General features: G+C 64.1%; 24 protein-coding genes and 1 pseudogene. 17 read left to right on the top strand and 8 right to left on the bottom strand.

Annotated elements, in window-relative coordinates; genetic code table 11:
• Positions 1-165 precede the first annotated feature (165 nt).
• From C441_RS19430 to C441_RS02765, 4 genes and pseudogenes are all read right to left on the bottom strand, one after another.
• Positions 166-1221 (bottom strand): hypothetical protein, encoded by a 1056-nt coding sequence (locus C441_RS19430; protein ID WP_152420679.1) that lies wholly within the window; start codon positions 1219-1221, stop codon positions 166-168.
• A gap of 80 nt (positions 1222-1301) precedes the next feature.
• Positions 1302-1854, bottom strand: a pseudogene (locus tag C441_RS18815) (IS5 family transposase).
• A 466-nt stretch (positions 1855-2320) separates the two neighbouring features.
• The gene (locus C441_RS02760; RefSeq protein ID WP_007273683.1) at positions 2321-3364 is read right to left on the bottom strand and encodes a glycosyltransferase family 4 protein; all 1044 of its coding nucleotides are present in this window, start codon (positions 3362-3364) and stop codon (positions 2321-2323) included.
• Positions 3361-4515 carry a glycosyltransferase gene (locus C441_RS02765; protein ID WP_049920389.1) on the bottom strand — a complete coding sequence of 385 codons (1155 nt, stop codon included), beginning with the start codon at positions 4513-4515 and terminating at the stop codon, positions 3361-3363. The genes C441_RS02760 and C441_RS02765 overlap by 4 nt, the downstream gene beginning before the upstream one ends.
• 1026 nt (positions 4516-5541) lie before the next feature.
• Between C441_RS02765 and aglJ the strand changes: the two genes are divergently transcribed.
• Positions 5542-6453 carry an S-layer glycoprotein N-glycosyltransferase AglJ gene (aglJ, locus tag C441_RS02770; protein WP_007273685.1) on the top strand — a complete coding sequence of 304 codons (912 nt, stop codon included), beginning with the start codon at positions 5542-5544 and terminating at the stop codon, positions 6451-6453.
• A 50-nt stretch (positions 6454-6503) separates the two neighbouring features.
• On the opposite strand, the gene C441_RS02775 is transcribed toward aglJ, so the two are convergent.
• Positions 6504-6830, bottom strand: coding sequence for a hypothetical protein (locus C441_RS02775; RefSeq protein ID WP_007273686.1), 327 nt, complete (start codon positions 6828-6830; stop codon positions 6504-6506).
• Positions 6831-6965: 135 nt separating this feature from the next.
• On the opposite strand from C441_RS02775, the gene C441_RS02780 reads away from it, so the two are divergent.
• Positions 6966-7178, top strand: coding sequence for a ribbon-helix-helix domain-containing protein (locus C441_RS02780; RefSeq protein ID WP_004063282.1), 213 nt, complete (start codon positions 6966-6968; stop codon positions 7176-7178).
• Positions 7179-7197: 19 nt separating this feature from the next.
• Here the strand turns inward: C441_RS02780 and C441_RS02785 are convergent, their stop codons facing one another.
• From C441_RS02785 to C441_RS02795, 3 genes are all read right to left on the bottom strand, one after another.
• Positions 7198-7743, bottom strand: coding sequence for a hypothetical protein (locus C441_RS02785; RefSeq protein ID WP_007273687.1), 546 nt, complete (start codon positions 7741-7743; stop codon positions 7198-7200).
• A complete protein-coding gene (locus tag C441_RS02790) occupies positions 7743-8429 on the bottom strand; it encodes a hypothetical protein (protein WP_049920390.1) in 687 nt (228 codons plus the stop codon). Before C441_RS02790 ends, C441_RS02785 begins: the two co-directional genes overlap by 1 nt.
• A gap of 117 nt (positions 8430-8546) precedes the next feature.
• Positions 8547-8834: a DUF5779 family protein gene (locus tag C441_RS02795; protein WP_007273689.1), complete on the bottom strand. Its 288-nt coding sequence runs from the start codon at positions 8832-8834 to the stop codon at positions 8547-8549.
• Positions 8835-9193: 359 nt separating this feature from the next.
• On the opposite strand from C441_RS02795, the gene C441_RS02800 reads away from it, so the two are divergent.
• From C441_RS02800 to ptfB, 15 genes are all read left to right on the top strand, one after another.
• Entirely contained in the window at positions 9194-10438 is a 1245-nt protein-coding gene (locus C441_RS02800; RefSeq protein WP_229722592.1) for a LeuA family protein, read from the top strand.
• A gap of 364 nt (positions 10439-10802) precedes the next feature.
• Positions 10803-12566 carry a biosynthetic-type acetolactate synthase large subunit gene (gene ilvB / locus C441_RS02805; RefSeq protein WP_007273691.1) on the top strand — a complete coding sequence of 588 codons (1764 nt, stop codon included), beginning with the start codon at positions 10803-10805 and terminating at the stop codon, positions 12564-12566.
• Entirely contained in the window at positions 12563-13219 is a 657-nt protein-coding gene (ilvN, locus tag C441_RS02810; RefSeq protein ID WP_004970764.1) for an acetolactate synthase small subunit, read from the top strand. Before ilvB ends, ilvN begins: the two co-directional genes overlap by 4 nt.
• Positions 13216-14262, top strand: coding sequence for a ketol-acid reductoisomerase (gene ilvC, locus C441_RS02815; protein WP_007273692.1), 1047 nt, complete (start codon positions 13216-13218; stop codon positions 14260-14262). The genes ilvN and ilvC overlap by 4 nt, the downstream gene beginning before the upstream one ends.
• Before the next feature lie 11 nt (positions 14263-14273).
• Positions 14274-14543, top strand: coding sequence for a hypothetical protein (locus C441_RS02820; protein ID WP_007273693.1), 270 nt, complete (start codon positions 14274-14276; stop codon positions 14541-14543).
• A complete protein-coding gene (leuC, locus tag C441_RS02825) occupies positions 14536-15957 on the top strand; it encodes a 3-isopropylmalate dehydratase large subunit (RefSeq protein ID WP_007273694.1) in 1422 nt (473 codons plus the stop codon). Before C441_RS02820 ends, leuC begins: the two co-directional genes overlap by 8 nt.
• Positions 15954-16562 (top strand): 3-isopropylmalate dehydratase small subunit, encoded by a 609-nt coding sequence (gene leuD, locus C441_RS02830; protein ID WP_007273695.1) that lies wholly within the window; start codon positions 15954-15956, stop codon positions 16560-16562. The genes leuC and leuD overlap by 4 nt, the downstream gene beginning before the upstream one ends.
• Entirely contained in the window at positions 16555-17529 is a 975-nt protein-coding gene (gene leuB / locus C441_RS02835) for a 3-isopropylmalate dehydrogenase (protein ID WP_007273696.1), read from the top strand. Before leuD ends, leuB begins: the two co-directional genes overlap by 8 nt.
• A gap of 203 nt (positions 17530-17732) precedes the next feature.
• Positions 17733-18500: an HTH-type transcriptional regulator GlpR gene (glpR, locus tag C441_RS02840; protein ID WP_007273697.1), complete on the top strand. Its 768-nt coding sequence runs from the start codon at positions 17733-17735 to the stop codon at positions 18498-18500.
• Positions 18497-19414 (top strand): 1-phosphofructokinase, encoded by a 918-nt coding sequence (gene pfkB / locus C441_RS02845; RefSeq protein WP_007273698.1) that lies wholly within the window; start codon positions 18497-18499, stop codon positions 19412-19414. Before glpR ends, pfkB begins: the two co-directional genes overlap by 4 nt.
• A 105-nt stretch (positions 19415-19519) precedes the next feature.
• Positions 19520-20647 (top strand): fructose PTS transporter subunit IIC, encoded by a 1128-nt coding sequence (gene ptfC, locus C441_RS02850; protein ID WP_007273699.1) that lies wholly within the window; start codon positions 19520-19522, stop codon positions 20645-20647.
• 45 nt (positions 20648-20692) lie between these two features.
• On the top strand, positions 20693-21157 hold the full coding sequence (ptfA, locus tag C441_RS02855) for a fructose PTS transporter subunit IIA (protein ID WP_004970773.1): 465 nt from the start codon (positions 20693-20695) through the stop codon (positions 21155-21157).
• The gene (gene ptsH1 / locus C441_RS02860; RefSeq protein ID WP_004970774.1) at positions 21157-21426 is read left to right on the top strand and encodes a phosphocarrier protein HPr; all 270 of its coding nucleotides are present in this window, start codon (positions 21157-21159) and stop codon (positions 21424-21426) included. Before ptfA ends, ptsH1 begins: the two co-directional genes overlap by 1 nt.
• 3 nt (positions 21427-21429) lie before the next feature.
• Positions 21430-23127 carry a phosphoenolpyruvate--protein phosphotransferase gene (gene ptsP / locus C441_RS02865; protein WP_007273700.1) on the top strand — a complete coding sequence of 566 codons (1698 nt, stop codon included), beginning with the start codon at positions 21430-21432 and terminating at the stop codon, positions 23125-23127.
• Positions 23124-23600 carry a fructose PTS transporter subunit IIB gene (ptfB, locus tag C441_RS02870; protein WP_049920391.1) on the top strand — a complete coding sequence of 159 codons (477 nt, stop codon included), beginning with the start codon at positions 23124-23126 and terminating at the stop codon, positions 23598-23600. Before ptsP ends, ptfB begins: the two co-directional genes overlap by 4 nt.
• Positions 23601-23602 lie beyond the last annotated feature (2 nt).

Below are 23602 nucleotides of genomic sequence, written 5' to 3' on the forward strand. Positions count from 1 at the left end.
TGTTGCAGCGATTAAGATACCGACTAATTGTCACTCTTATTCTCGACAACACCTGTAGTTCACCCAGAGCACCTGGATGTTGGAGTCGTTTTTGGCTACCATTGTCGACTTCGCATCTCCCATGAGTCCTACCGACTCTCTTTAGCAACTGATAACCACTTGGAACTAAAAATAACCGAGATCTTGGAGTCTCTGTGTCACCTCTTCAGAAGTGACATTTGAATTTGTGACACTCTCTGTGGGTGTGTGTGTTTTGTTGTCCGTTCCAGTAGTTTCGTACCACGGGACGGTAACGAGTGGGTCGATTGGCATCCAACGTGGATGGCCGTAAATCCCATACTCTCCAATCGCGTTTCCGTGGTCTGAGGTAACAACGGCAGTGTCGGCGTCAACATTTTCCAACAGTATTTTGACGTCCTCTAATACGTGGCGTAAGTTGTTCTTATACTCACGCCACACTGTTTCTTCGTCCACATCTCCGGTCCGTAACTGCTCCCATATCGTCCGTGACTGCTTCTTTCGCTCTTTATCGTTTGGACCGATATACGAGCCTTGGTCTAACTCTGGTGCGGGAATGAACGGATGATGCGGTTGCATATAATGGACAATCATCGAATCTATGTCCTGGTTCCTACTGGTCTCGATTGCTGTATCAGTGATTGGTCTGGGTTGAATCGTTCCGATATCGTTATCCCAACTCCTTCGCCAGACCTCCTTCAATATCTTCACAGGCACCTCTCGTTCTCCGGTGAGTTTTGTTTTACAGGATGAACATATTTCACACCCCTCATGGTACACGGCTTGGTGCGAAGGTTTGATCTCAGCCCCACAGTCACACTGATTAGAGAACGTATAAGGGAATGCATAGATCGAATTAGGATTTCCAGTAACATACGCTGCCTGTGCGAGTTTGCGTTTATACTGTGGGTCGAAAATCTTCTTTACCCAATCCGATGTCGAACTCGCAACTGACGTTAACGAGTTCTGGTTTGAGAGAAACTGGTATTCATCTGCGACAGATTGTAGTAAATCCAAACGACAAGCGTCAAGTACAATCAGAAGGTCCCAATCACGCTCCCAAACTGATGTTGGATTATAATTCAAATTGCTAATCCATCTGACACATCCTACTCGAAATTCGTACGATGACTCTTTAACACCATCTATCCCGTCTGTCCGGATTGACTGGACAGAACTGTTGAACCAGTCGAATAGACTCATGTATAGGTTCGTTCATCCCTGGGTCTAATAAGGTATTTCCCTTTTAATGGCTCTGGTGAATCGCCATACAGCGGTTGATTTCACTGTTTTGCGGCACACTTGATGTTGTGAACGACACACTTCACGACGAGTTCACGAAATTCTCGGTACCAGGTTCGCACTCGCACGGCGTCGCCGTGCGTGCGCTTGATCGACGAGAAGACGGTCTCACACATCGATCGTTGACGGCATCGAGGCCCATCGACCCGCGCGTTATGCGCGTGGTCAATGGGCCGGAAGATCCGGTGCTTAATCAGCGGTCTGACGTCCTCTTCTCGGAGTTTCTCGCGTGAATCCATCCGATTCGTAGCCTTTGTCAGCGGCGAGGCTGTGCATGTCGTCTGCGTTGCGGCAGGCGACCTGCCAGCCGAGCTGTGTGTCGTGCGTTTCGGTCGTACAGTGAACGTCAAGAATCGCTTGAGTCTCTGTATCCACGAGAGCCGTCGCTTTGAGCGTCTGAACGCGGTAATTCGTGCGGCGGCAGTAGTGCTTGCTGGCGTTCTCGCGGTCGAAAAACGTAGCGTCGATTGCGGCGTGACCCGAGGGGTCGTGCAGCTGCGCCGACAGGCGCAGCAGCACTCGCCAGATCTTCATTTCGAACCTGTCAAACGCTTTAACCAGCGTCGAGTGGTCAGGGAGATCGCCCTCTTCGAGGCCGATCTCCCCAAAATATGCGGCATCTCGCTCAGCAAATCGAGTGCCTTGCGGTACGATTCATCAAGGTAAACCCGAAGACAGTGCAGCGAGACGAGGACGTAGTCGGTGACAACATTTTTAGCCAACGTGACGACTTTTGTCGTGAAGCGGGAGATTTTCGACATAGGCATCAACAGTCTTCCGCTTCAACTCCTTTGAGTTAACGACCGAATCCGCCGCCATCTAGTGATTTACCAGAGCCGACAAATTCATTCTAGAAATATACAACTACCTATGTCCAACCAACCCTTCGTAGACCCAATCCCTTGTTTGTGGGTTTAATTAGCGCGAAAATCCGTCTTGTCCTCTTTGATTTGGGCGCTCGGTTGATCTGCTAACCCTTTGAGAGAAAAACGATGCTAGGTTATTGATTTTGATAGATGATCTGAGTAAACTCGGCCACTTCGCTCCACGTGATGCCAATATCAACATCGACATCAACGTGGTCCAAAGAGTGGACTGTACTGACTATCTCCGAGGATCTGGCATCTTGAATCGCGAAACTTCCTTCTCTTCTTGCCCAGTCCACTAATGCCCCCGCTTCCCTCACCACACACGGCGTCCCCGCCGCCAACGCCTCTGCCACCGTCATCCCGTAGGCCTCGAACTCGCTCATGGTCACGTAGACGTCGGCACCGGCGTAGAGACCGGGCAACGTCTCGCTATCAACGTATCCGAGGAACTCGACTCGGTCTTCGACACCAGCCTCTCGTGCGATTCGCTCCAACGCATCGCGATACGGCCCGCTCCCCGCGACGAGCAGGTCGAATTCGGGGAGGTCGGTCATCGCACGAATCACGTGCTGGACACCTTTGTATTCCTCTAACCGTCCAACTGTGAGGAGATACGGTCGTTCCCGATCGAACGGCGTGGCCGACGTGAACCGCTCGACATTGAGTCCGTTCGGTATCACCGTCGCATCGACGTCGAAGTCCCTTGCCAATTGTTCGCGTTCCCACTCGCTGACGGCGATGACAGCGTCGGCACGTCTGACTGCCCACCTGCCGAACGGCCTGTAAAGCGACAGCAGTCTCTCCCGAACCGAACTCGCGCTGCCACCGTGGTAGTGCGTCGTCACGACGAACCGTCGCTCACCGACACCCAGCGCCGCGAAAAACAGCGGGAACGAGTGATAATTGTGTGCGTGGACGATATCGGCGTCCGCGTTCCGAACTGCCCGCATGATCTGCGGGCAAATATGCATGGCACCGTCCGGTGCGACCCCGCGGTAGCGCTTAATACGAACGCCGTTTCGGCGCTCGCGTCGAAACCCATCCCCGCCAGCGTCAGCCGTGAGGACAGTAACCTCGTGCCCACGATCGACGAGTCGCTCCGAAAGCTCGCAGACGTGGGTTTCGACCCCTCCGGATTGCGGCGGATACCGCGGCGTCACCTGCAGTATCCTCATTCGTACTGGTCTCGCAGTTCTTCGTCGACTTCCCAAATCGCACTCCCTTCCCCGCGCAGCAGTTTCACACTCGCAAAGAGCAGCGACACCTGCGTATCGAAGAGTGCGTAGGCGGGCTGGAGCGACCCGAGTTCATCGTGTGACCCGAGAGCGACGAACGCGGCGGCGGCACCGGGTACAACGAGTCCAAGGGGGCCACCGAGGGCGAACCCGGCGAGCGTCGTCACCGAAACCGCGGCTGCGAGCAGCCACGGGGAGACTATCATAAACCACCAGTTGAACGGGAGAACGACAGCCCCGTACATTCCGTACCGACCCAATGCGTCGCGGTGCTGGGCGAGGAGTCGAATCAAGCCCATCGCACGCCGGTCTTTCTGCGTTCGCCGCTTGGAGAACGCAGAGTGCGACGCCTCCTTGTAGCGGATGTCAGGGTCGAAGACGACGCGCTTGCCGTTCCGCCGAATCAGCAGTGCCAGTTCGGTGTCGTCGGCGATGGAGTCCGGGTCGATGGGGACGATTTCGTCGTTTTCGAACGCGGAGAACGGCCCGTGGAAGATGAGTGTCGAATCGAGATGCGATTCGAGCGTTTGGATGGTCGCTTGGATTCCACGGTACCCCTCTTCGACGCCGCTGCCTCCCAGGACGTCTGCGTTTCGGCCGGTGACCGCGCCGACGTCGGGGTCGGCGAGGTTGGCGGCCGCGACACGGAGCGCATCGGATGCGACTTTCGAGTCGCAATCGGTCTTGACCACCATCTCGTTTTTTGCGGCGGCGTAGGCGTCGTTGAGCGCAGGGGCGAGGCCGCGACGCTCGTCTTCTTCGATGAGGTTCAGCGTCGGCGTGTCGCGGCGCTCGAACCAGTTACGGATGATGTCTCGCGTCGAGTCGTCGCTCGAATCCACGATGACGACTTCGACTTTCTCCATCGGGTAGTCGAGCGCATAGATGTCGTCGAGTTTGTTTTCGATGATTCGTTCCTCGTTGTACGTCGGCAGCACGATGCTGACCGTCGGTTCCGCGTCCTGCTTGTTCGCTGGGGAGCCCTCCGGGTCAACCACGTAGTAGAGCAATCCGTAGAGCAGGTACGGGATTCCCGTGAGCGAAAAAAGGAACACCGCCCCTTTCGCCAGACGGCGAGCGAGAGTGCGCATACCCCCGGTTGAACGAGGGTGATAAAAATAACACGGGTCTCACCCCTTTGCTACCGTCCTCCAGAGTTCATATCGGTAGCGACCACCTCTCTGGTTAGTTGCAACTCTGGCTGGCGCACACCCACACAATTTCCCGGAAAGACACCTTCGTTATGATCGTCCCGAGGCTCTGATTTGATTAGAGACCCCCCTAAGTGAGATCCATCGAATAGACCAACATTTCAGATCGAGGTATACTGGATACACAGGACATCAGCTTCGCAAATATGGTCGATTCAGCGATTGTTGAGTGAACGTGAACTTCGCTGGTCGAAGCAAGTGTGAGTGCCGACGATAGGCGAGGAGACTCTCTGCGAAGAAACGAAAACAGACAATACACCACCTGTACGATGAGGTGTACTGGTGATGAGAGAGAAAGTGACAGGCGTCGCGACTCGACGATCTAGTGAGTCCGTCGACGAGCACAGGCCTGTGAGGAAACGAAAAACCACAGTCAAGCGCGACGCTACGGCACGAAAACACGCGGGGGATTCGTAGACTGAGGTCAGTGGTCGACAGGACCTCAGCACCAAATTCACACCCCAGAGACGACGATACGAATACACCCTTGCGGAAAACGGGCGAGTGTGTACACCCCTGATATCGGTGGGTGTACCGGGGTGAGCCGAAGACACTTAAAAGCAAAAAGGGTGTAGAGGATGGGCAAAAAAGTACAAGGGTGTACGAGTACCAAGCAGCTGCGATCCATACCCACGAGATATTGGTGAGCTACGGCTCCAGTACTTCCCGCCCGAGTAACAGTCTCGAGGAGCCTCCTTGACCGAACCGAGTTGGTGGGGTGGCACAAACAGACTCCCGGTTGGAGATAAAACGTGGCTTTCGGGGCGTGATGTAGTACGGGTTAGCGACGTCAGTTCGCACAACGCCGACTGTCACCCGTGTAAACCGTTCAGGTGCACAACGAAGTCGTGTCCTTGATACTAAAGAGAAAACCCTTTTGAGAAGTCCTCAACCACCACTGTAACAATGCCCACCCCCGACGCCGTCTGTATCCTCGTCCCTACCTACAACGAGGCAGAAACAATCGCCGATGTCGTCTCAGACTACAGAGACGAGGGATTCGCTAACGTCCTCGTCATCGACGGCAATTCCACAGATGGGACACGGGAGCTGGCCGAAGACGCCGGTGCTCACGTCGTCGTTCAGTCGGGGACGGGGAAAGGCCAAGCAGTCAGAGAAGCCATCGAGGACCACGTCACAGCCGAGTACGTCCTGATGCTCGACGGCGACGGGACCTACGAAGCGACGGACGCCGCCAAGATGCTCGACCCGCTCACCGAGGGGTACGACCACGTCATCGGCGACCGATTCGCCGACATGCGGCCGGGCGCGATGACGCGGCTCAACAGGGTTGGAAACCGCATCATCAACCGGGCGTTCGCGTTCATTCACGGTCAGGACTTCCGCGATATTCTCAGCGGCTACCGGGCGTTCACTCGCGAGTCGTTTCTCGACATGACGCTCACCTCCGACGGGTTCGGTATCGAGACGGAGATGGCCGTCGAGTGCGCGAAGCGTGGTATCAAGACGACGGTCGTCCCCACGACCTACTATCCGCGGCCCGACGGCTCGGACACGAACCTCGACCCGATCCGCGACGGCGGTATCATCTTTCTCGAACTGTACCGCCGCGCCAAGACCAACAACCCGCTTTTCTACTTCGGAAGCGTCGGGTTCGCGTCGACTGCGACTGGGGTCGGCCTCGCCCTCTACGTCGCCTACGAGTGGGTCGTTCGCTCGGTCTCCCACGAGGTCATCGCCGTCGTTTCCATGGCGGGAATCCTCTTCGGGGTGCAGTTGCTGATGTTCGGCGTGCTGTCGGATCTCATCTTGTCGTTGCATCGCGAGCAGATGAAGCGCATCGAAGAACTGGAGTGAGCGTCGGCTCGCGCCGGCCGTCGAGACCGGGGATTCGACCGAGACCGCCGTTAGAACGGAACGAGCGAGCGAAGCCGACCCATCAGGCTCTTCGACGCTTTGGCGCGGAACTCCTCGAACACCGGGTGGAGCGTCTCCAAGAGGTCGCGGCGGGAGTCGAATCGGTCTTTGGGCGCGGCGGCGAGGGCGTCGCTTATGGCGACCGTATTGCCCGCGGCGTCAATCGGGACGGCGACGTCGTCGAGTGCTCGCACGATCTCGCTTGCGTCTGCCGGGTAGTCGATGTCTGCGGTGTCGACATCATCGGCGAGCGCGGCGATACCGAATTCGATTGAGTTCGGCTCCGACGTATCGTTCTGCGGCGGTCTCGCGGCCATCGAACGTACATAGGACGTCCCGCATGGAAAAACCCCCGACCTTCGGTGATATCGCCGGCGAACGCCGGGAAACCGCGACGAACGGTCGCGGTCGCCACCGTTGGGGTTAACCTCGCCCGGTGCCACGGTCGAGCCATGACCGAGTACACGACGGTCTCGATTCCGAAGGAGTTGGCCGCTCGCGTCGACGACACCATCGAGGGAACCACCTTCTCGAGCACGAGCGATCTCGTCCGGTTCCTCCTGCGCAGTATCGTCATCCAGCACGAGCGCTCCGGCGGCGACCTCTCGGAGGCGGAGTTCCAAGAGATAGCGGAACAGCTCACTGACCTCGGATACCTGCGGTAGTCGGCCGGAGGCGGGCGGCTCAGTCGAGTTCTTCTCGCGGCGGTTCGGCGTCGACGACGGCGAGTTCCAACTTCCGACCGGCGCGGTCGAAGGCCGCGAGCGTCCGCCGCTCCCACGGGGGGACGGCGAGGAGCACCACGGCCGCGAGGTCGTCGCGTTCCGTGAGCTCGAGCGGTCCCTGCGGGTGGGTGAGAAACCGGGCGCGGCCGCGCCCGGCGGGCGTTCCGAGGTCCATCCCGAAGACGGCGCTCACGGACTGGCCGGCCTCGGCCATGTAGAAGTGGGTGAGAACCGGGGTCTCCGGGTCGAGCCCGAGCTCCGCGTCGAACTCGCCCGCGGGCGTCGGCGCGAGGACGAGGTTCATCGACGACGGTTCGGCGTCTTCGGCCATGTCGAGAAGCAGGTCGACGAGTCCCCGGGTGACGTGAATCCGTCGCCGCTCGCCCTCGACTTCGACTTCGGAACCGGAATCGGAATCGACGGTTTCCCCGTCGGTCGTGCGGTCGGGTGTCGGCTCCGCGCCGGAGAGGTGCTCGTCGCCGGGGGCGGTCGTATCGTCGGGCATCAGTTCGAGAGCATCGAAGTGAACGCCCGGGCGTAGGCGCTCGGGAGGTTTCGCCGGGCGTTTCCGAGCGCGGTTCGAAGCTCGTCGCCCGCGTTCACGGGGACGCCAGCGCCGTGACCGACGAGTAGCCGTTCGGGGTCGTAGCGCGAGAGCACGCGCCGCGGCGGGAACGGCCGGAGCATCGGGTGGACGCCGAGGTGTTCGCCGCGGGCGCAGAAGTAGTCCACCGTGCCGACCGACTCGGGGACGACGAGCAGGTCGTACTCGTCGTGGTAGAAGCCGACTTCCTGCCACGGCGGGAGCGAGCGGTCGACGAGGCGGAACGCCTCGAAGCCCGAGTCGGCGAGGTCGGCCCCGAAGCGCTCGACGGCCGCGTCGAGTTCGTCAGCGACGCCCGTCATCCACGAGGCGACGTAGACTGGCACCTCGTGGCGGTTGGCGATGGCCGCCGCGTCGCGTTTGTGTCGGTCGAGGCCGACGACGACGCCGGCCACGTCGCCGAGCTCGGCGAACAGGTCGTCGATACCGGGGGCGTCGACGGGGTCGAACACCCACACGTCGCCGTCGACTTCGACGGCGTGGCTGGCGCGTTGCATGGTCTCGTCGGGGTGTGCGAGCCAGCCGACGCCGTGGTCCCATCGGTCGATTTCGCGGGGTTCGGAGGCACCGCGACCTTTCATCGGCATGCCAGTATCGTAGAGCGCGCGGTGCATAAGGACTCTCCCCGCGGCCCATGCCCCCGGTTCTCGCGCCTCACGTCGGCGGTCGCTCGCCGGGACGCGAGACCAACGCGGGTCGGCCTCTCAGAGGTCGTCCGTGTTGATGTCCACGCCCGGTGGGGAGACGACGAGGAACTTCCGGAAGTGCATCAGCTGGCCGCCCATGTCTTTGACGTCGCGTGCGAAGCCCGACGCGAGTTTGTTGAGGTCGCCTTCGATGGCGAGAAAGAGGACGTTGCCGCGGGCGACGGACTGGACCCACTCTTCGGGCGGGGTAGACCCGTCGAGGACGCCGAGGACGACATCGCCCTCGGCGTCGTCTTCGTTGAGGTGTTCTTCGGCCGTCTGCAAGTTGAGATTGAAATCGCCCATACCCGCCCGGTTGTCGAGCGACGAGAAAAGGGTTCGGTCGGGCCGCGAGCCCGCCGTCGAGCGTCGCGATTGGTTCATTGTTATCACGTTGCACGCGACAGTCGCGTTTCAATCCACGTTTGTCCAGTCCGCGGTGCGCGCATCGGCCACGAAATTTTGTTTCTAAACTCTATTCGATTGTATTATGTAGTACAGCGATTCGAACGCCAAGCGAGCATATCAAGTCAATATATGACATTAAATACTATAAGGTCGTTTAGGTAAGTCGATTAGGGTCGGTGCGGGTTGTCACGCGACACCCCCTGAACGTTCGTGATACTGTCGGGGAGAAACGTTTAAATAGGAGTTCGGGCACGTGACTGACACGATGTCTCACAAAGACACGGAGGATTCGTCGGGTTCCCCGGCGGGTCGAGTTCTTCCAGGGCACATTAGCCCAACAATCTGAAATCGAAGACGTACGAATCTTCGACACGACACTCCGCGACGGCGAACAGTCACCGCGAACCTCGTTCAGCTACGAGGAAAAGCGCGACATCGCCGAAACCCTCGACGACATGGGTACCCACGTCATCGAGGCCGGGTTCCCGGTGAACTCGGAGGCGGAGTTCGAAGCAGTCGCAGATATCGCTGCTTCGACGGACGCGACGACGTGCGGGTTGGCCCGCGTCGTCGACAAGGATATCGAAGCCGCGCTGGATTCCGGCGTGGACATGGTGCACACGTTCGTGAGCACCAGTGACGTCCAGTTGGCCGACTCGATGCACGCTTCCCGCGAGGAAGCCGTCGAGCGGGCCGTCCGCAGTGTCGAACACGTCCGCGACGCGGGCGTTGAAGTAATGTTCTCGCCGATGGACGCCACCCGGACGGACGAAGACTTCCTCATCGAAGTCGTCGAGGCCGTCTCCGAGGCGGGCGTCGATTGGATCAACCTGCCGGACACCTGCGGCGTAGCGACGCCGACTCGCTTCGCCCGCATGGTGGCGACGGTCCGAGAGCACACCGACGCGAGAATCGACGTGCACGCGCACGACGACTTCGGACTGGCGTCGGCGAACGCGATGGCCGGCTTCGAGGCCGGCGCGGCACAGGCGCAGGTGTCGGTCAACGGCATCGGCGAGCGCGCCGGCAACGCCGCCTACGAGGAGGTCGTCATGGCCGCCGAATCCCTCTACGGCGTCGACACCGGCATCGACACGACGAAGATAACCGAGCTGGCTCGCATCGTCGAGGCGGCGTCCGACATCCCGGTCCCGGCGAACAAGCCGGTCGTCGGCCGCAACGCCTTCTCTCACGAGAGCGGCATCCACGCCGCCGGCGTCATCGAGAACGCCGACACGTTCGAACCGGGCGTCATGACCCCGGAGATGGTCGGCGCGACCCGCGAGTTCGTACTCGGCAAGCACACGGGGACGCACTCGGTACGCAAACGCCTCGCAGATATCGGGTTCGACCCCTCGGACGCCGAGGTCCGGGAGGTCACCCGCCGCGTCAAAGACCACGGCGCGGAGAAAGAACGCGTCGACGACTCGACGCTCGAGGTGTTCGCTCGCGACGTGGGTATCACCCACGAGGACGACACGGAGGAGGAGGTCCGCGCCTGATGGCGCCGGGCTGTGGCCCTACGGGGCGACCGCCCTGCACGCGTTCGACCTCCCGACCGGCGTGCAATCGTTGCCCGCCGCGAAAGCATTATTACCGACGGGACGGACGTGTTGCATACGATGACCTCGCACGACGAACACGCGGTTCGCGCGACCCCGGTCGCCGGGGCCAGCGACGCCGCCGTCGGCGCGATTCGGTCGCTCATTATTGTAGGGGCATAGCCCCCTACCACACGATCTCTCCGTCCCGCGTATCCGCACCGTTTTCAGACACGTCCGAAGTCCCCACAATGGCGCACCAGCACCACACGCAGTCACCAGACAACTCGTATCGACGACCGACCACACACCACGGAGCCCACACATGAGCGAACGAACCGCAGCCACGACCGACCCCGACGCGACGGAAGCCGACGACGACTCGACCGAGACGCCGACCGAGGTTACCACGGGTTCGACGTCAGTCGTCCGCGCCCTCGAAAACGCCGGCGTCGAGACCGCCTTCGGCGTGCAGGGCGGGGCGATAATGCCCATCTACGACGCGCTGTACCACTCGGACATCCGTCACGTGACGATGGCCCACGAGCAGGGCGCGGCGCACGCCGCCGACGCGTACGGCGTCGTTCGCGGCGACCCCGGCGTCTGTCTCGCCACGTCCGGCCCGGGCGCGACGAACCTCGTGACCGGCATCGCCGACGCGAACATGGACTCCGACGCGGTGCTCGCGCTCACGGGGCAGGTCCCGTCCGACATGGTCGGCTCCGACGCGTTCCAGGAGACCGACACCACGGGCGTCACCGCGCCCATCACGAAGCACAACTACTTCGCCTCGTCGCCCGACACGGTCGGTGACACCGTCGGCGAAGCGTTCGCGCTCGCCGCCGAGGGCCGCCCCGGCCCGACGCTCGTCGACCTCCCGAAGGACGTCTCGCTCAACGAGACCGACAGCGAGCCGGGGGCGGCACAGCCGCCCGAGACGTGCCGCGCTCGCACCGACCCGGCCGACTCGCAGGTCGAGGCGGCCGCGCGCGCGATCGAGCGCGCCGAGAAGCCGCTCTTGCTGTTCGGCGGCGGCGTGGTCAAGGCCGACGCGACCGAGGTCGCCCGGCAGTTCGCGACCGAGCACCGGATTCCGGTCGTCACCACGATGCCCGGAATCGGCGCGATGCCGGAGGACCACGAACTCTGCCTGTCGTGGGCGGGGATGCACGGCACCGGCTACGCCAACATGGCCATCACGCACACCGACTGTCTCATCGCGGTCGGCACGCGGTTCGACGACCGCCTGACCGGCGGCATCGACACGTTCGCGCCCGAGGCCGAGGTCGTCCACATCGACATCGACCCGGCGGAAATCTCGAAGAACGTCCACGCGGACTACCCGGTCGTCGGCGACGCCGGCCGCGCCATCGAGCGCGTCGACGCCGAACTGGACGAGGGCCCCGACGCGCGCGAGTGGGTCGAACAGTGTCTCACGTGGAAAGACGAGTACCCGATGGACTACGCGGCCCCGGACAACGAGCCGCTGAAGCCGCAGTTCGTCGTCGAGGCGCTCGACGAGGCCACGCCCGACGAGACCATCGTCACGAGCGGCGTCGGCCAGCACCAGATGTGGGCCGCCCAGTACTGGACGTTCACCGAGCCGCGGCGGTGGGTCTCCTCTCACGGCCTCGGCACGATGGGCTACGGCCTGCCCGCCGCAATCGGCGCGCGGGTCGCGGCCGACGACGACGAGACGGTCGTCTGCGTCGACGGCGACGCCTCGTTCCTGATGACGATTCAGGAGCTTTCGGTCGCCGTCCGCGAGAACCTCGACATCACCGTCGCCATCCTGAACAACGAGTACATCGGGATGGTCCGTCAGTGGCAGGACGCCTTCTTCGAGGGCCGACGCATGGCCGCCGGCTACGAGTGGTGTCCCCAGTTCGACAAGCTCGCCGAGGCGTTCGGCGCGCGCGGCTGGACCGTCGACTCCTACGAGGAGGTTCCCGACGCCATCGAGGAAGCGCTCGCGTACGACGGCCCCTCGGTCATCGACTTCCACGTCGACCCGGCGGAGAACGTCTACCCGATGGTCTCCTCGGGCGGCGCGAACGGCAAATTCGCACTCTCGGAGGACCAGTTATGAGCGACAATCGGACAGGACTGCAGGGCCCCGCGCCCGACGAGCGGCCACACCCCGACGGCCGCCGCAACGCGCAGGGCATCCGCATCGACCCCGAAGCGGAATCGGAACACGAACCGCGGCGCGCGGTCTTTTCGGCCATCGTCGAGGACGAACCCGGCGTGCTCTCGCGCGTCGCCGGCCTCGCCGCCCGCCGCCAGTTCAACATCGAGAGCCTCACCGTCGGCCCGACGACGGTCGAGGACCACTCCCGCATCACGATGGTCGTCGAGGAGCCCGAACCGGGCATCGACCAGATAGAAAAACAGCTCGCGAAGCTCAAGCCCGTCATCTCCGTCGGCGAGCTGGACGACGACGCCGTTCGCGCGGAACTCGTCCTCCTGAAGGTCCGCGGCGAGGACCCCGATAAGGTCCACGCCATCACGGAGATGTACGACGGCCGCACGCTCGACGCCGGCCCCGAGACCATCACGGTCCAACTCTCCGGCGACGAGCGCAAGATAGACGACGCCGTGGACGCGTTCCGGCGGTTCGGCATCATCGAAATCGCCCGGACCGGCCAGACCGCGCTCGCCCACGGCTCGAAGAAGACCGTCCCCGGAGAGGAACCCGGAACCTCCGGCGAACCCACCAAACCCAACACCAACACGCAATGACAGAACTCACCACGGAAGTCTACTACGACGACGACGCCGACCGCTCGCAGATCGACGACAAGACCGTAGCCGTCATCGGCTACGGCAGTCAGGGCCACGCCCACGCCCAGAACCTCGCCGACAGCGGGGTCGACGTGGTCGTCGGCCTCCGCGCGAACTCCTCGTCCCGCGACGCCGCGGAAGCCGACGGCCTCCGCGTCAAGGAGCCGGCCGCGGCGGCCGCCGAGGGCGACATCGTCTCCGTGCTCGTCCCCGACACCGTCCAGCCGGCGGTGTTCGAGGAGATTCGCGACTCCCTCGACGCGGGCGACACGCTCCAGTTCGCCCACGGCTTCAACATTCACTACAACCAGATTCGACCCCCGGAAGACGTCGACGTGACGATGGTCGCGCCGAAGTCGCCGGGCCACCTCGTCCGCCGCAACTACGAGGCGAACGAGGGGACGCCGGGTCTCATCGCCGTCTATCAGGACGTGACGGGCGACGCCAAGGAAGAGGCGCTGGCGTACGCACACGGCCTCGGATGCACCCGCGCGGGCGTCATCGAGACGACGTTCCAAGAGGAGACCGAGACCGACCTGTTCGGCGAGCAGGCCGTCCTCTGCGGCGGCGTCACCTCGCTGGTCAAGCAGGGCTACGAGACGCTCGTCGACGCGGGCTACTCCCCCGAGATGGCCTACTTCGAGTGTCTGAACGAACTGAAGCTCATCGTCGACCTGATGTACGAAGGCGGGCTCGGCGAGATGTGGCACTCGGTCTCCGACACCGCCGAGTTCGGCGGGCTGACCCGCGGCGACCGCGTCGTCGACGAGCACGCCCGCGAGAACATGGAGGAGATTCTGGAGGAGGTCCAGGACGGCACCTTCGCCCGCGAGTGGATTCTGGAGAACCAGGCGGGCCGGCCGTCGTACTCCCAGCTCAAGGACGCAGAGGAGAACCACCACATCGAACAGGTCGGCGCGCCGCTTCGCGACCTGTTCGCGTGGGCCGACGAGGAAGACGAGGCGGACGCGGAGAAAGCCGAAGCGCCGGCGGACGACTGAACACGACACCAATGACACGCGACGACACGACAGACCGAATGCGAGACATCAGCCACACGAACCCCTATACGGGCGAGACGTTCACCACGGTCTACGAGCGCGGCCCGGCCGTCACCGACGGCGGTCGGAGCGACTCGACGCCCGCGGCGACGGACGGGGACGCGACCGAGACCCAAACGATGGGCGACGTCGACCACACGCCCCGCAACGGCGAGGGCGCGAACCAGGTCTGGGAACGCGGCCGCGACGACAGCGTCGTACCGGGTGACCGCCATGAGTGAGGGAACGCTGTACGACAAGGTCTGGGAGGAACACACGGTCTCGGAGCTTCCGACCGGCCAGACCCAGCTGTTCTGCGGCCTCCATCTCATCCACGAGGTGACGAGCCCGCAGGCGTTCGGCATGTTGCAGGAGCGCGACCTCGAAGTCGCCTACCCGAACCGGACGCACGCGACGGTCGACCACATCGTCCCCACGTCGGACCAGTCGCGGCCGTTCCGCGACGACGCCGCCGAAGAGATGATGGCCGAACTCGAACAGAACGTCCGCGACGCGGGAATCAACTTCTCGGACCCCACGTCGGGCGAGCAGGGTATCGTCCACGTCATCGGGCCCGAGAAGGGACTCACCCAGCCCGGCATGACTATCGTCTGCGGCGACAGCCACACCTCGACCCACGGCGCGTTCGGCGCGCTCGCGTTCGGTATCGGCACGAGCCAGATTCGCGACGTGCTTGCGACCCAGACGGTCGCGATGGAGAAAAAGAAGGTCCGGAAAATCGAGGTCACGGGCGAACTCGGCCCCGGCGTCGAGGCCAAGGACGTCATCCTCGAAATCATCCGTCGCCTCGGGACCGAAGGCGGCGTCGGCTACGTCTACGAGTACGCCGGCGAGGCCATCGAGAACCTCGACATGGAGGGTCGGATGAGCATCTGTAACATGTCCATCGAGGGCGGCGCTCGCGCGGGCTACGTCAACCCCGACGAGACCACCTACGACTGGCTGAAAGACACGGAGTACTTCCAGGAGAACCCCGAGCGGTTCGACGAACTCAAGCCGTACTGGGAGTCCATCCGCTCCGACGAGGACGCCGAGTACGACGACGTCGTCACCATCGACGGCTCCGAACTCGAACCCGTCGTGACGTGGGGGACCACGCCCGGACAGGGCGTCGGCATCACCCAGCCGATTCCGGCCCCGGAGGACCTGCCCGAAGAAAAGCAGGACACCGCCCGGATGGCCCAGGAGCACATGGGCGTCACGCCCGGCGAGACGATGCAGGGCTACGAAATCGACGTGGCGTTCCTCGGCTCGTGTACGAACGCCCGGATGCCCGACCTGCGCCGCGCGGCGGAGGTCGTGAAGGGCCGACAGGTCGCAGACAGCGTTCGCGCGATGGTCGTCCCCGGCAGTCAGCGCGTCAAGGCCGCCGCGGAGGCGGAGGGCCTCGACGAGATATTCAAGGACGCCGGCTTCGAGTGGCGCGAGGCGGGCTGTTCGATGTGTCTCGGCATGAACGAGGACCAACTGGAGGGCGACGAGGCCTCCGCGTCCTCGTCGAACCGCAACTTCATCGGTCGGCAGGGGTCGAAAGACGGCCGCACCGTCCTGATGAACCCGCGCATGGTCGCCGCGGCGGCCATCACCGGGGAAGTGACTGACGTGCGCGAACTGAAGGAGGTGACCACCGCATGACCGACGAGATTCCCGAAATCGACTCCGCGTTCGGCTCCGGCGTGCCCATCCGCGGCAACGACATCGACACGGACCAGATTATCCCGGCGCGGTTCATGAAGGTCGTCACGTTCGACGGCCTCGGCGAGTTCGCGTTCTTCGACCAGCGCTACGACGAGAACGACGAACCCAAAGAGCACCCGCTGAACGAGCCGCAGTTCCAGGACGCCTCCATCATGGTCGTCAACGCCAACTTCGGCTGTGGCTCCTCTCGGGAGCACGCCCCGCAGGCGCTCATGCGCTGGGGCATCGACGCTATCATCGGCGAGTCGTTCGCCGAGATTTTCGCGGGCAACTGCCTCGCGCTCGGCATTCCGACGGTCACCGCCGACCACGACACCATCACCGAACTGCAGGACTGGGTCGACGAGCACCCGGACGCTGACATCGACGTGGACGTGGAAAACGAGACGGTCACCTACGGCGACACCACCGTGGACGTGACCGTCGACGACGCACAAAGGAAGGCGCTCACCGAGGGCGTCTGGGACACGACGGCGCTCATGAAGTCGAACGCCGACGCGGTCGCCGAGAAAGCCGCCGCCCTGCCTTACGTCGATGACTGAGGAAATCGTCGTCATCCCCGGCGACGGCATCGGCGCGGAGGTCATCCCGGCGGCGGTTGACGTGCTGAAGGCCGTCGGCGACTTCGAGTTCGTCGAGGCCGACGCCGGCGACCACGTCAAAGAAGCCACGGGCGAGGCGCTCCCGCAGGAGACCTACGACCTCGCCGCCGAGGCGGACGCGACGCTGTTCGGCGCGGCCGGCGAGACCGCGGCGGACGTCATCCTGCCGCTTCGGACCGCGGTGGACTCCTTCGTCAACGTCCGCCCGGCGAAGGCCTACCCCGGCGTCGACGCCCTGCGTCCGGAGACGGACCTCGTCTTCCTCCGGGAGAACACCGAAGGCGTCTACTCGGGCCACGAGGACCGCCTCTCGGAGGACCTCTCGACGCTCACGCGCGTCGTCACCACCTCGGCGTCCGAGCGACTCGCCGAGTACGCCTGCGACTACGTCGGCGGCGAGGGCGGCAGTTTCCAGGTCGCCCACAAGGCGAACGTGATGCGCGAGACGGACGGTCGCTTCCGCGACGCCGTCGTCTCGGTCGCAGACGAGCGCGGCGTCGAGGCCGAAGAGGTCCTGATGGACGCCTTCGCGACGCGCGTCTGTCTGGACCCCACGCAGTTCGACACCGTCGTCTGTCCGAACCTCGCGGGCGACGTGCTTTCGGACCTCGCCGCCGGCCTCGTCGGCGGCCTCGGACTGCTCCCCTCGGCGAACATCGGCCCGGACGCCGCGCTGTTCGAGCCGGTTCACGGCTCCGCGCCCGACATCGCCGGCGAGGGCATCGCCAACCCGGCCGCGACGATTCTGTCCGCGGCGATGCTCCTCGACTACCTCGACTACGAGGACGAAGCCGACCGCGTTCGGTCGGCCGTCGAAGGCGTCCTCGCCGACGGGCCGCGCACACCGGACCTCGGCGGCGACGCCTCCACTGAGGACGTGACCGCCGCGGTTCTCGACCGTCTCTGAGCGCCGGCGACGCACCGAATCGGCGGTTCGACGTTCGTTTCGAACACGCTCGTTTTCGTTTCTGATCGTTTTCTCACCCACGAACACCCCGTTTTCGTTCCTGTGTGGAATCCGTCCGTTTCGAACAGATACGGGCGGAATCCAACATAAACAATTAACACTACTCCCCGACCTATCTTCCACCTAACGAGGAATCGCCACCGATGTTACCAGCAGAGCGCAAACGCCGCATCGTCGAACTCGTCTCCGACTCGGACGGTCGGTCGGTCGAGTCGCTGTCCGAACATCTCGGCTACTCGAAGGCGACGATACGGCGCGACCTGCGCGAACTCGAAGACCGTGGGCTCATCGAGCGGTCGCACGGCGGGGCCGTCCCCGTGACCTCCGTCGGGCGCGAGCAGACCTACGGCCAGAAGGAAGTACAGAATCTCGAAGGGAAACGCGCGATCGCGGACCGCGCGGTCGAAGAACTGGCCGAGGGGCAAGTCGTGTTCTTCGACGCCGGGACGACCACGATGGAGGTGGCCCGGAAAGTCCCCAAGGACGGGACGATACTCGGCGTCACCAACTCGCCGCGGCTCGCCATCGAACTGAACGAGGAGGACAACGAGGTCAAACTCACCGGTGGGACGCTCCGCCGGCGGACGAAGGCGCTCGTGGGGCCGACCGCGGAGTCGTTCATGGAGCGGACGAACTTCGATTTGCTGTTCCTCGGCACGAACGGGTTCGACGTCGAATCCGGCCTCACGACCCCGAACGAGGACGAAGCGCGGATGAAAGAGCTGATGGTCGAAAAGGCCGCGAAGGTCGTCCTCGTCGCCGACCTCTCGAAGCTCGGCCGACGGAGCTTCGTCCAGTTCGCATCACTCGAAGATATTGACCTGTTTATCACCGACGGGACGCTCGACGCCGACTCCCGAGAGGAGATAGAGAGCGCGGGCGTCACCGTCGTCGACGGAGTTGCACGATGATTCTCACAGTCACCCCGAACCCAGCAGTCGACCACACGATTCACTTCGACGAACCGCTTCAGACCGGCGTCGTCCACCGGACCGACGACGCGGTGTTCACCGCCGGCGGCAAGGGTATCAACGTCGCCAAGTACGTCTCGGCGCTCGACGCCGACGCGACCGCCTCGGGCTTTCTCGGCGGCCACTTCGGGAAGTTCGTCCGCGACCGACTCGACGCCGACGGCATCGCCTCGGACTTCGTCACCATCGACGCGGACACGCGGCTGAACACGACCGTGCTCGCGGAAGACGGCGAGTACAAACTCAATCACAACGGTCCGCAGATTCGGCCGGCCGACGTGGACGAACTCGTCGAAACCGCACAGGCGAACGAGCCGGACACGCTTCTGGTCGGCGGCAGTCTCCCGCCGGGGATGTCGCTTTCCGACGTCGACAGGCTCGCTCGCGCGGGCGACTGGCAAATCGCGGTGGACATGGGCGGCGAGTACCTCGCCGAACTGGACGCCGACTACTACGTCTGCAAACCCAATCGCTCCGAGCTCGCGGCGGCGACGGGCCGAACGGTCGAGACCGAAGCCGACGCCGTCGAGGCCGCCGAGGAGCTTCACGCGCGCGGGTTCGAGTACGTGTTGGCCTCGCTCGGCGCGGACGGCGCGCTCCTCGTCACCGACAGCGAGGTGCTCTCTGCGCCCGCGCTCGACGTGGAGGTCGTCGACACGGTCGGCGCGGGCGACGCGGTCATGTCGGGCTTCCTCGCCGCGCGCGAACACGGGCTGTCCGACGCTGACGCCCTCCGAATGGGCGTCCTGACGGCCGCGCGCGTCGTCGGCGTCGCCGGCACCCGCGTCCCGCACCTCGAAGACGTGCTGACGAACGAGATGCACGTCGAGGTGACGACCGTTCGGACTCGGTGATTCTCGTATAAACGTTTATTAACGACTAAAGCGCGCAGTAACGTTCATATTCGAAAGGGTTTTTGAGCACATTTGCGTACGTTCTTTCGTAGGGGTGGCAACACTATGGCAAACGACGCAGAAGACGCGGTTCGGTCCTACCTCACGTCGGTGAAGGAGGACCTGATGACCGGGGTATCGTTCATGATTCCGTTCGTGACCATCGGCGGAATCTTTCTCGCGCTGGGCTACGCGGTAGCCTCGCTTTCGAACAACGTACAAGACGTATTCAACAGCACGGGGACCGCCGGCTGGTTCCTCGCGCAGATCGGCGTCGCTGGGCTGACGCTGATGGTTCCGGTCCTCGGCGCGTACATCGCGTACGCCATCGCCGACCGACCGGGCCTCGCACCGGGCTTTATCCTGTCGTACATCATCCAGCAGGGCAACGTCCTGCAGGCGGCCGGTGACGTCATCGGCCTTCAGGGCGGCTCCGCCGGCGCGGGTTACCTCGGCGCAATCGTCGCCGGGTTCCTCGCCGGTATCGTCGCGCGCTGGTTCAAACAGCGCGACGTGCCGGAGTTCATCGCACCGATGATGCCCGTGCTCCTCATCCCGGTGGCGACCACCGCGGTGCTCACGCCCGTGATGCTGTTCGTGCTGGGCGTCCCGATTTCCATCGCCAACGCGGGACTCACCGCGTTCCTGAGCAACATGCAGGGCGGCGGACAGGCAATCGTTCTGGGGGCTCTCCTCGGGGCGATGATGGCGGCCGACATGGGCGGCCCCATCAACAAGGTCGCCTACGTGTTCTCCGTCGGCCTCATCTCCGAGGGCGTCACCGCACCGATGGCCGCGGTCATGATCGCGGGCATGGTCCCGCCCATCGGCCTCGCGCTGTCGAACTTCATCGCGCCGCAGAAGTACGCGGCCGAGATGTACGAGAACGCCAAGAGCGGCGTGCTCCTCGGGTTCTCCTTTATCACCGAGGGCGCGATTCCGTACGCGGCCGCCGACCCGGCCCGCGTCATTCCGAGCGTCGTCGCCGGGAGCGCCGTCGCCGGCGCGGCCTCGATGGCGCTCGGCGTGAACATGCCGGCACCGCACGGCGGCATCTTCGTGGTTCCGCTGTCGAACCAGCCGTTCATGTTCGTCGCGTGCATCCTCCTGGGCTCCATCGTCACGGCCGTCATCGCGACGGCCATCAAGCCGAACTTCGACGCCAAGGTCGCGGCCCAGAGCTCCGACGACTGACCACAACCGAACTAATCTTTCCGTACTCGAACGAAGCACAATACAATGGACGTCACTGACATCAGCACCATCACACCGCTCGAACTGATCTCGCTCGAAGAGCCGCCGGCGACGAAGGAGGGAGCCATCGAGTTCCTCCTCGACCTCGCGGTCGACGCCGGTCGCGTCGACGACCGCGACGCCGCGCTCGACGCCCTCCTCGAACGCGAGGAGGAGGCGACGACCGGCGTCGGCTTCGGCATCGGCATCCCCCACGCGAAGACCGACGCCGTCTCGAAGCCGACGGTCGCCTTCGCGCGCTCGACCGAGGGCATCGACTTCGACGCCATGGACGACAAGCCGGCGAAGCTCCTCTTTATGATTCTCGTCCCCGCGGCGGGCGGCGAGGACCACCTGCAGATTCTGAGCGCCCTCTCGCGGTCGCTCATGCACGAGGACGTCCGCGAGAAGCTCCTCGAAGCCGAGAGCAAACAGACCGTCCAGGACGTGCTCGCCGAGGTGGTCGAGTGATGGAGCGGACCGTCACGGTCGTCCCCGAAGACGGGCTTCACGCCCGGCCAGCCTCGCAGTTCGTCGAGACCGCAAACGAGTTCGACGCCGACGTACAGCTCGGCCGCGCCGACGAGGACGACCTCGTCCCCGCCGCCAGCATGCTGGCCGTCACCGGTCTCGGCGTCGGCCACGACGAGTCCGTGCGCCTCGTCGCCGAGGGTGACGACGCGGAAGCGGCACTCGACGCCCTAGAGGATATCCTTTCGACGCCCGAAGCCAAACAGTAAGCCATGACCGAACGAACCCTCTCCGGCATCGGCGTGACACCGCTTTCGGGCGTCGGCACTGTCGTCTGGTACCGACCGGACGCCGACCTCCCCGAGCCGCCGGCACCGGAAGACGTGGACGAAGACGCCGAACTGGCGCGCTTCGAGGACGCCCGCGCGGCCGCCGAGGACGAACTCGAAGCCGAGCGCGAGCGGACCGCCGAACGCGTCGGCGAGGAGGAGGCCGCGGTGTTCGACGCGCACGTGCAGTTCCTCAACGACCCGCAGATAACCGACGGCGTCACCGACGCCATCGAGGGCGGGCTCCCGGCCGAACACGCCGTGCAGGAGACGTTCTCCGAGTTCGTCGAGCAGTTCGAGAACATGGGCGGTCGCATGGGCGAGCGCGCCGACGACCTCCGCGACGTGCGCGACCGACTCGTGCGCGTCCTCTCGGACGGCGAGCGCGTCGACCTCTCGTCCCTGCCGGAGGGGAGCGTCGTCGTCGCCGAACGGCTCACGCCGAGCGACACAGCGCAACTCGACCCGGAGCGCGTCGCCGGCTTCGTCACGGTGACGGGCGGCCGCACCTCCCACGCGGCCATCTTCGCGCGCTCGCTCGCCCTGCCGGCCATCGTCGGCGTGGGCGAGGAACTCCAGTCCGTCGAGGACGGCGCGGAAGTCGTCGTCGACGGCGAGTCGGGCGACCTCGTGGTCGACCCGACCGACGAGCGCAAGGAGGCCGCCGCGGCCGCCGCCGACGTGGACGTCCGACACGAGTCGGTCGAGACCGCAGACGGCGTCGACATCGAGGTCGCCGCCAACATCGGCACGCTGGCGGACCTCGGGCCGGCCGTCGACCGCGGGGCCGACGGCGTCGGTCTGTTCCGCACCGAGTTCCTCTTTCTCGACCGCGAGTCGCCGCCGGACGAAGACGAGCAGTACGAGGCGTACGTCGAGGCGCTCGAATCGTTCGACGGCGGGCGCGTCGTCGTGCGGACGCTCGACATCGGCGGCGACAAGCCGGTGCCGTACCTCGACCTGCCGGACGAGGAGAACCCGTTCCTCGGCGAGCGCGGCATCCGCCGGTCGCTCGGCCCGGACGCGGACCTCTTCGAGACACAGGTGCGCGCGCTCCTGCGCGCGGCGGCCAGCGCCGACGGCGCGAACCTGTCGGTGATGCTCCCGCTCGTCTCGACGGTCGAGGAGCTTCGCGCCGGCCGCGAGCGGTTCGAGTCGGTCGCCGCGGACCTCGACGCCGACGGCGTCGCGAACGAACTGCCCGAGTTCGGAATCATGGTCGAGACGCCCGCCGCGGCGTTCATGGCCGACCAGTTCGCGCCGCACGTGGACTTTTTCAGCATCGGGACGAACGACCTCGCGCAGTACGTGATGGCCGCCGAGCGCGGCAACGAGCGCGTCTCCGAGCTCGGCGACTACCGACAGCCGGCGGTCCTCCGCGCCATCGACGCCACCGTCTCGGCGGCCGAGGGCGAGGACTGCTGGGTCGGCATGTGCGGCGAGATGGCCGGCGACCCGGACCTCACCGAACTGCTCGTCGGGCTCGGCCTCGACGAACTGAGCATGAGCGCCGTGACGGTGCCGCAGGTCAAGGCGGCCGTCACGGAGACCGACACCGCGGACGCCCGCGAACTCGCAGAGCGCGTCCTTCAGGCCGACACCAAGGCTGAAGTCGCGGAAATCCTTACACTAGAGCTATGAAACTCGTCGCAGTCACATCCTGTCCGACCGGAATCGCACACAGCCAGATGGCGGCCGAGAACCTCTTGCAGGCCGGCGAGCGCCTCGGCCACGACATCGACGTCGAGGTCCAGGGCGCGATGGGCACGCAGGACGAACTGTCTTCGGACGCCATCGCCGAGGCCGACGCGGTCATCATCACCTCGGACACCTCGGTCAGCCGCGACCGATTCGACGGCAAACTCGTCCTCAAGGGGACGGTCAAAGACGGCGTGAACAACGCCGAGGCAGTCGTGGAGAAGGCCGTCGAACTCGCCGAGGCCGGCAAGACCGGTTCGGTCACGTTCGGTAGCGGCGACGACGGCGAGGACGCCGAGGCCGGTGCCGACGCCGACGACTCGTCCGGCGACGCCGCGGACTCGGACGAACCCGTGCGCCGCGGCGGCGACCCCGAAAAGGGACTGTTCGCCCGGCTGAAGAAGCTGTTCTCGTAACT

Source organism: Haloferax sulfurifontis ATCC BAA-897 (genome assembly GCF_000337835.1).
In the GTDB taxonomy this organism is placed as follows: Archaea; Halobacteriota; Halobacteria; order Halobacteriales; family Haloferacaceae; genus Haloferax; species Haloferax denitrificans.

Excerpts from the sequence above, each read along its gene's own strand:
- C441_RS19430 (WP_152420679.1), bottom strand. The coding sequence starts at position 1,221 with ATGAGTCTATTCGACTGGTTCAACAGTTCTGTCCAGTCAATCCGGACA.
- C441_RS02760 (WP_007273683.1), bottom strand. The coding sequence starts at position 3,364 with ATGAGGATACTGCAGGTGACGCCGCGGTATCCGCCGCAATCCGGAGGG.
- C441_RS02765 (WP_049920389.1), bottom strand. The coding sequence starts at position 4,515 with ATGCGCACTCTCGCTCGCCGTCTGGCGAAAGGGGCGGTGTTCCTTTTT.
- aglJ (WP_007273685.1), top strand. The coding sequence starts at position 5,542 with ATGCCCACCCCCGACGCCGTCTGTATCCTCGTCCCTACCTACAACGAG.
- C441_RS02775 (WP_007273686.1), bottom strand. The coding sequence starts at position 6,830 with ATGGCCGCGAGACCGCCGCAGAACGATACGTCGGAGCCGAACTCAATC.
- C441_RS02780 (WP_004063282.1), top strand. The coding sequence starts at position 6,966 with ATGACCGAGTACACGACGGTCTCGATTCCGAAGGAGTTGGCCGCTCGC.
- C441_RS02785 (WP_007273687.1), bottom strand. The coding sequence starts at position 7,743 with ATGCCCGACGATACGACCGCCCCCGGCGACGAGCACCTCTCCGGCGCG.
- C441_RS02790 (WP_049920390.1), bottom strand. The coding sequence starts at position 8,429 with ATGCCGATGAAAGGTCGCGGTGCCTCCGAACCCCGCGAAATCGACCGA.
- C441_RS02795 (WP_007273689.1), bottom strand. The coding sequence starts at position 8,834 with ATGGGCGATTTCAATCTCAACTTGCAGACGGCCGAAGAACACCTCAAC.
- ilvB (WP_007273691.1), top strand. The coding sequence starts at position 10,803 with ATGAGCGAACGAACCGCAGCCACGACCGACCCCGACGCGACGGAAGCC.
- ilvN (WP_004970764.1), top strand. The coding sequence starts at position 12,563 with ATGAGCGACAATCGGACAGGACTGCAGGGCCCCGCGCCCGACGAGCGG.
- ilvC (WP_007273692.1), top strand. The coding sequence starts at position 13,216 with ATGACAGAACTCACCACGGAAGTCTACTACGACGACGACGCCGACCGC.
- C441_RS02820 (WP_007273693.1), top strand. The coding sequence starts at position 14,274 with ATGACACGCGACGACACGACAGACCGAATGCGAGACATCAGCCACACG.
- leuC (WP_007273694.1), top strand. The coding sequence starts at position 14,536 with ATGAGTGAGGGAACGCTGTACGACAAGGTCTGGGAGGAACACACGGTC.
- leuD (WP_007273695.1), top strand. The coding sequence starts at position 15,954 with ATGACCGACGAGATTCCCGAAATCGACTCCGCGTTCGGCTCCGGCGTG.
- leuB (WP_007273696.1), top strand. The coding sequence starts at position 16,555 with ATGACTGAGGAAATCGTCGTCATCCCCGGCGACGGCATCGGCGCGGAG.
- glpR (WP_007273697.1), top strand. The coding sequence starts at position 17,733 with ATGTTACCAGCAGAGCGCAAACGCCGCATCGTCGAACTCGTCTCCGAC.
- pfkB (WP_007273698.1), top strand. The coding sequence starts at position 18,497 with ATGATTCTCACAGTCACCCCGAACCCAGCAGTCGACCACACGATTCAC.
- ptfC (WP_007273699.1), top strand. The coding sequence starts at position 19,520 with ATGGCAAACGACGCAGAAGACGCGGTTCGGTCCTACCTCACGTCGGTG.
- ptfA (WP_004970773.1), top strand. The coding sequence starts at position 20,693 with ATGGACGTCACTGACATCAGCACCATCACACCGCTCGAACTGATCTCG.
- ptsH1 (WP_004970774.1), top strand. The coding sequence starts at position 21,157 with ATGGAGCGGACCGTCACGGTCGTCCCCGAAGACGGGCTTCACGCCCGG.
- ptsP (WP_007273700.1), top strand. The coding sequence starts at position 21,430 with ATGACCGAACGAACCCTCTCCGGCATCGGCGTGACACCGCTTTCGGGC.
- ptfB (WP_049920391.1), top strand. The coding sequence starts at position 23,124 with ATGAAACTCGTCGCAGTCACATCCTGTCCGACCGGAATCGCACACAGC.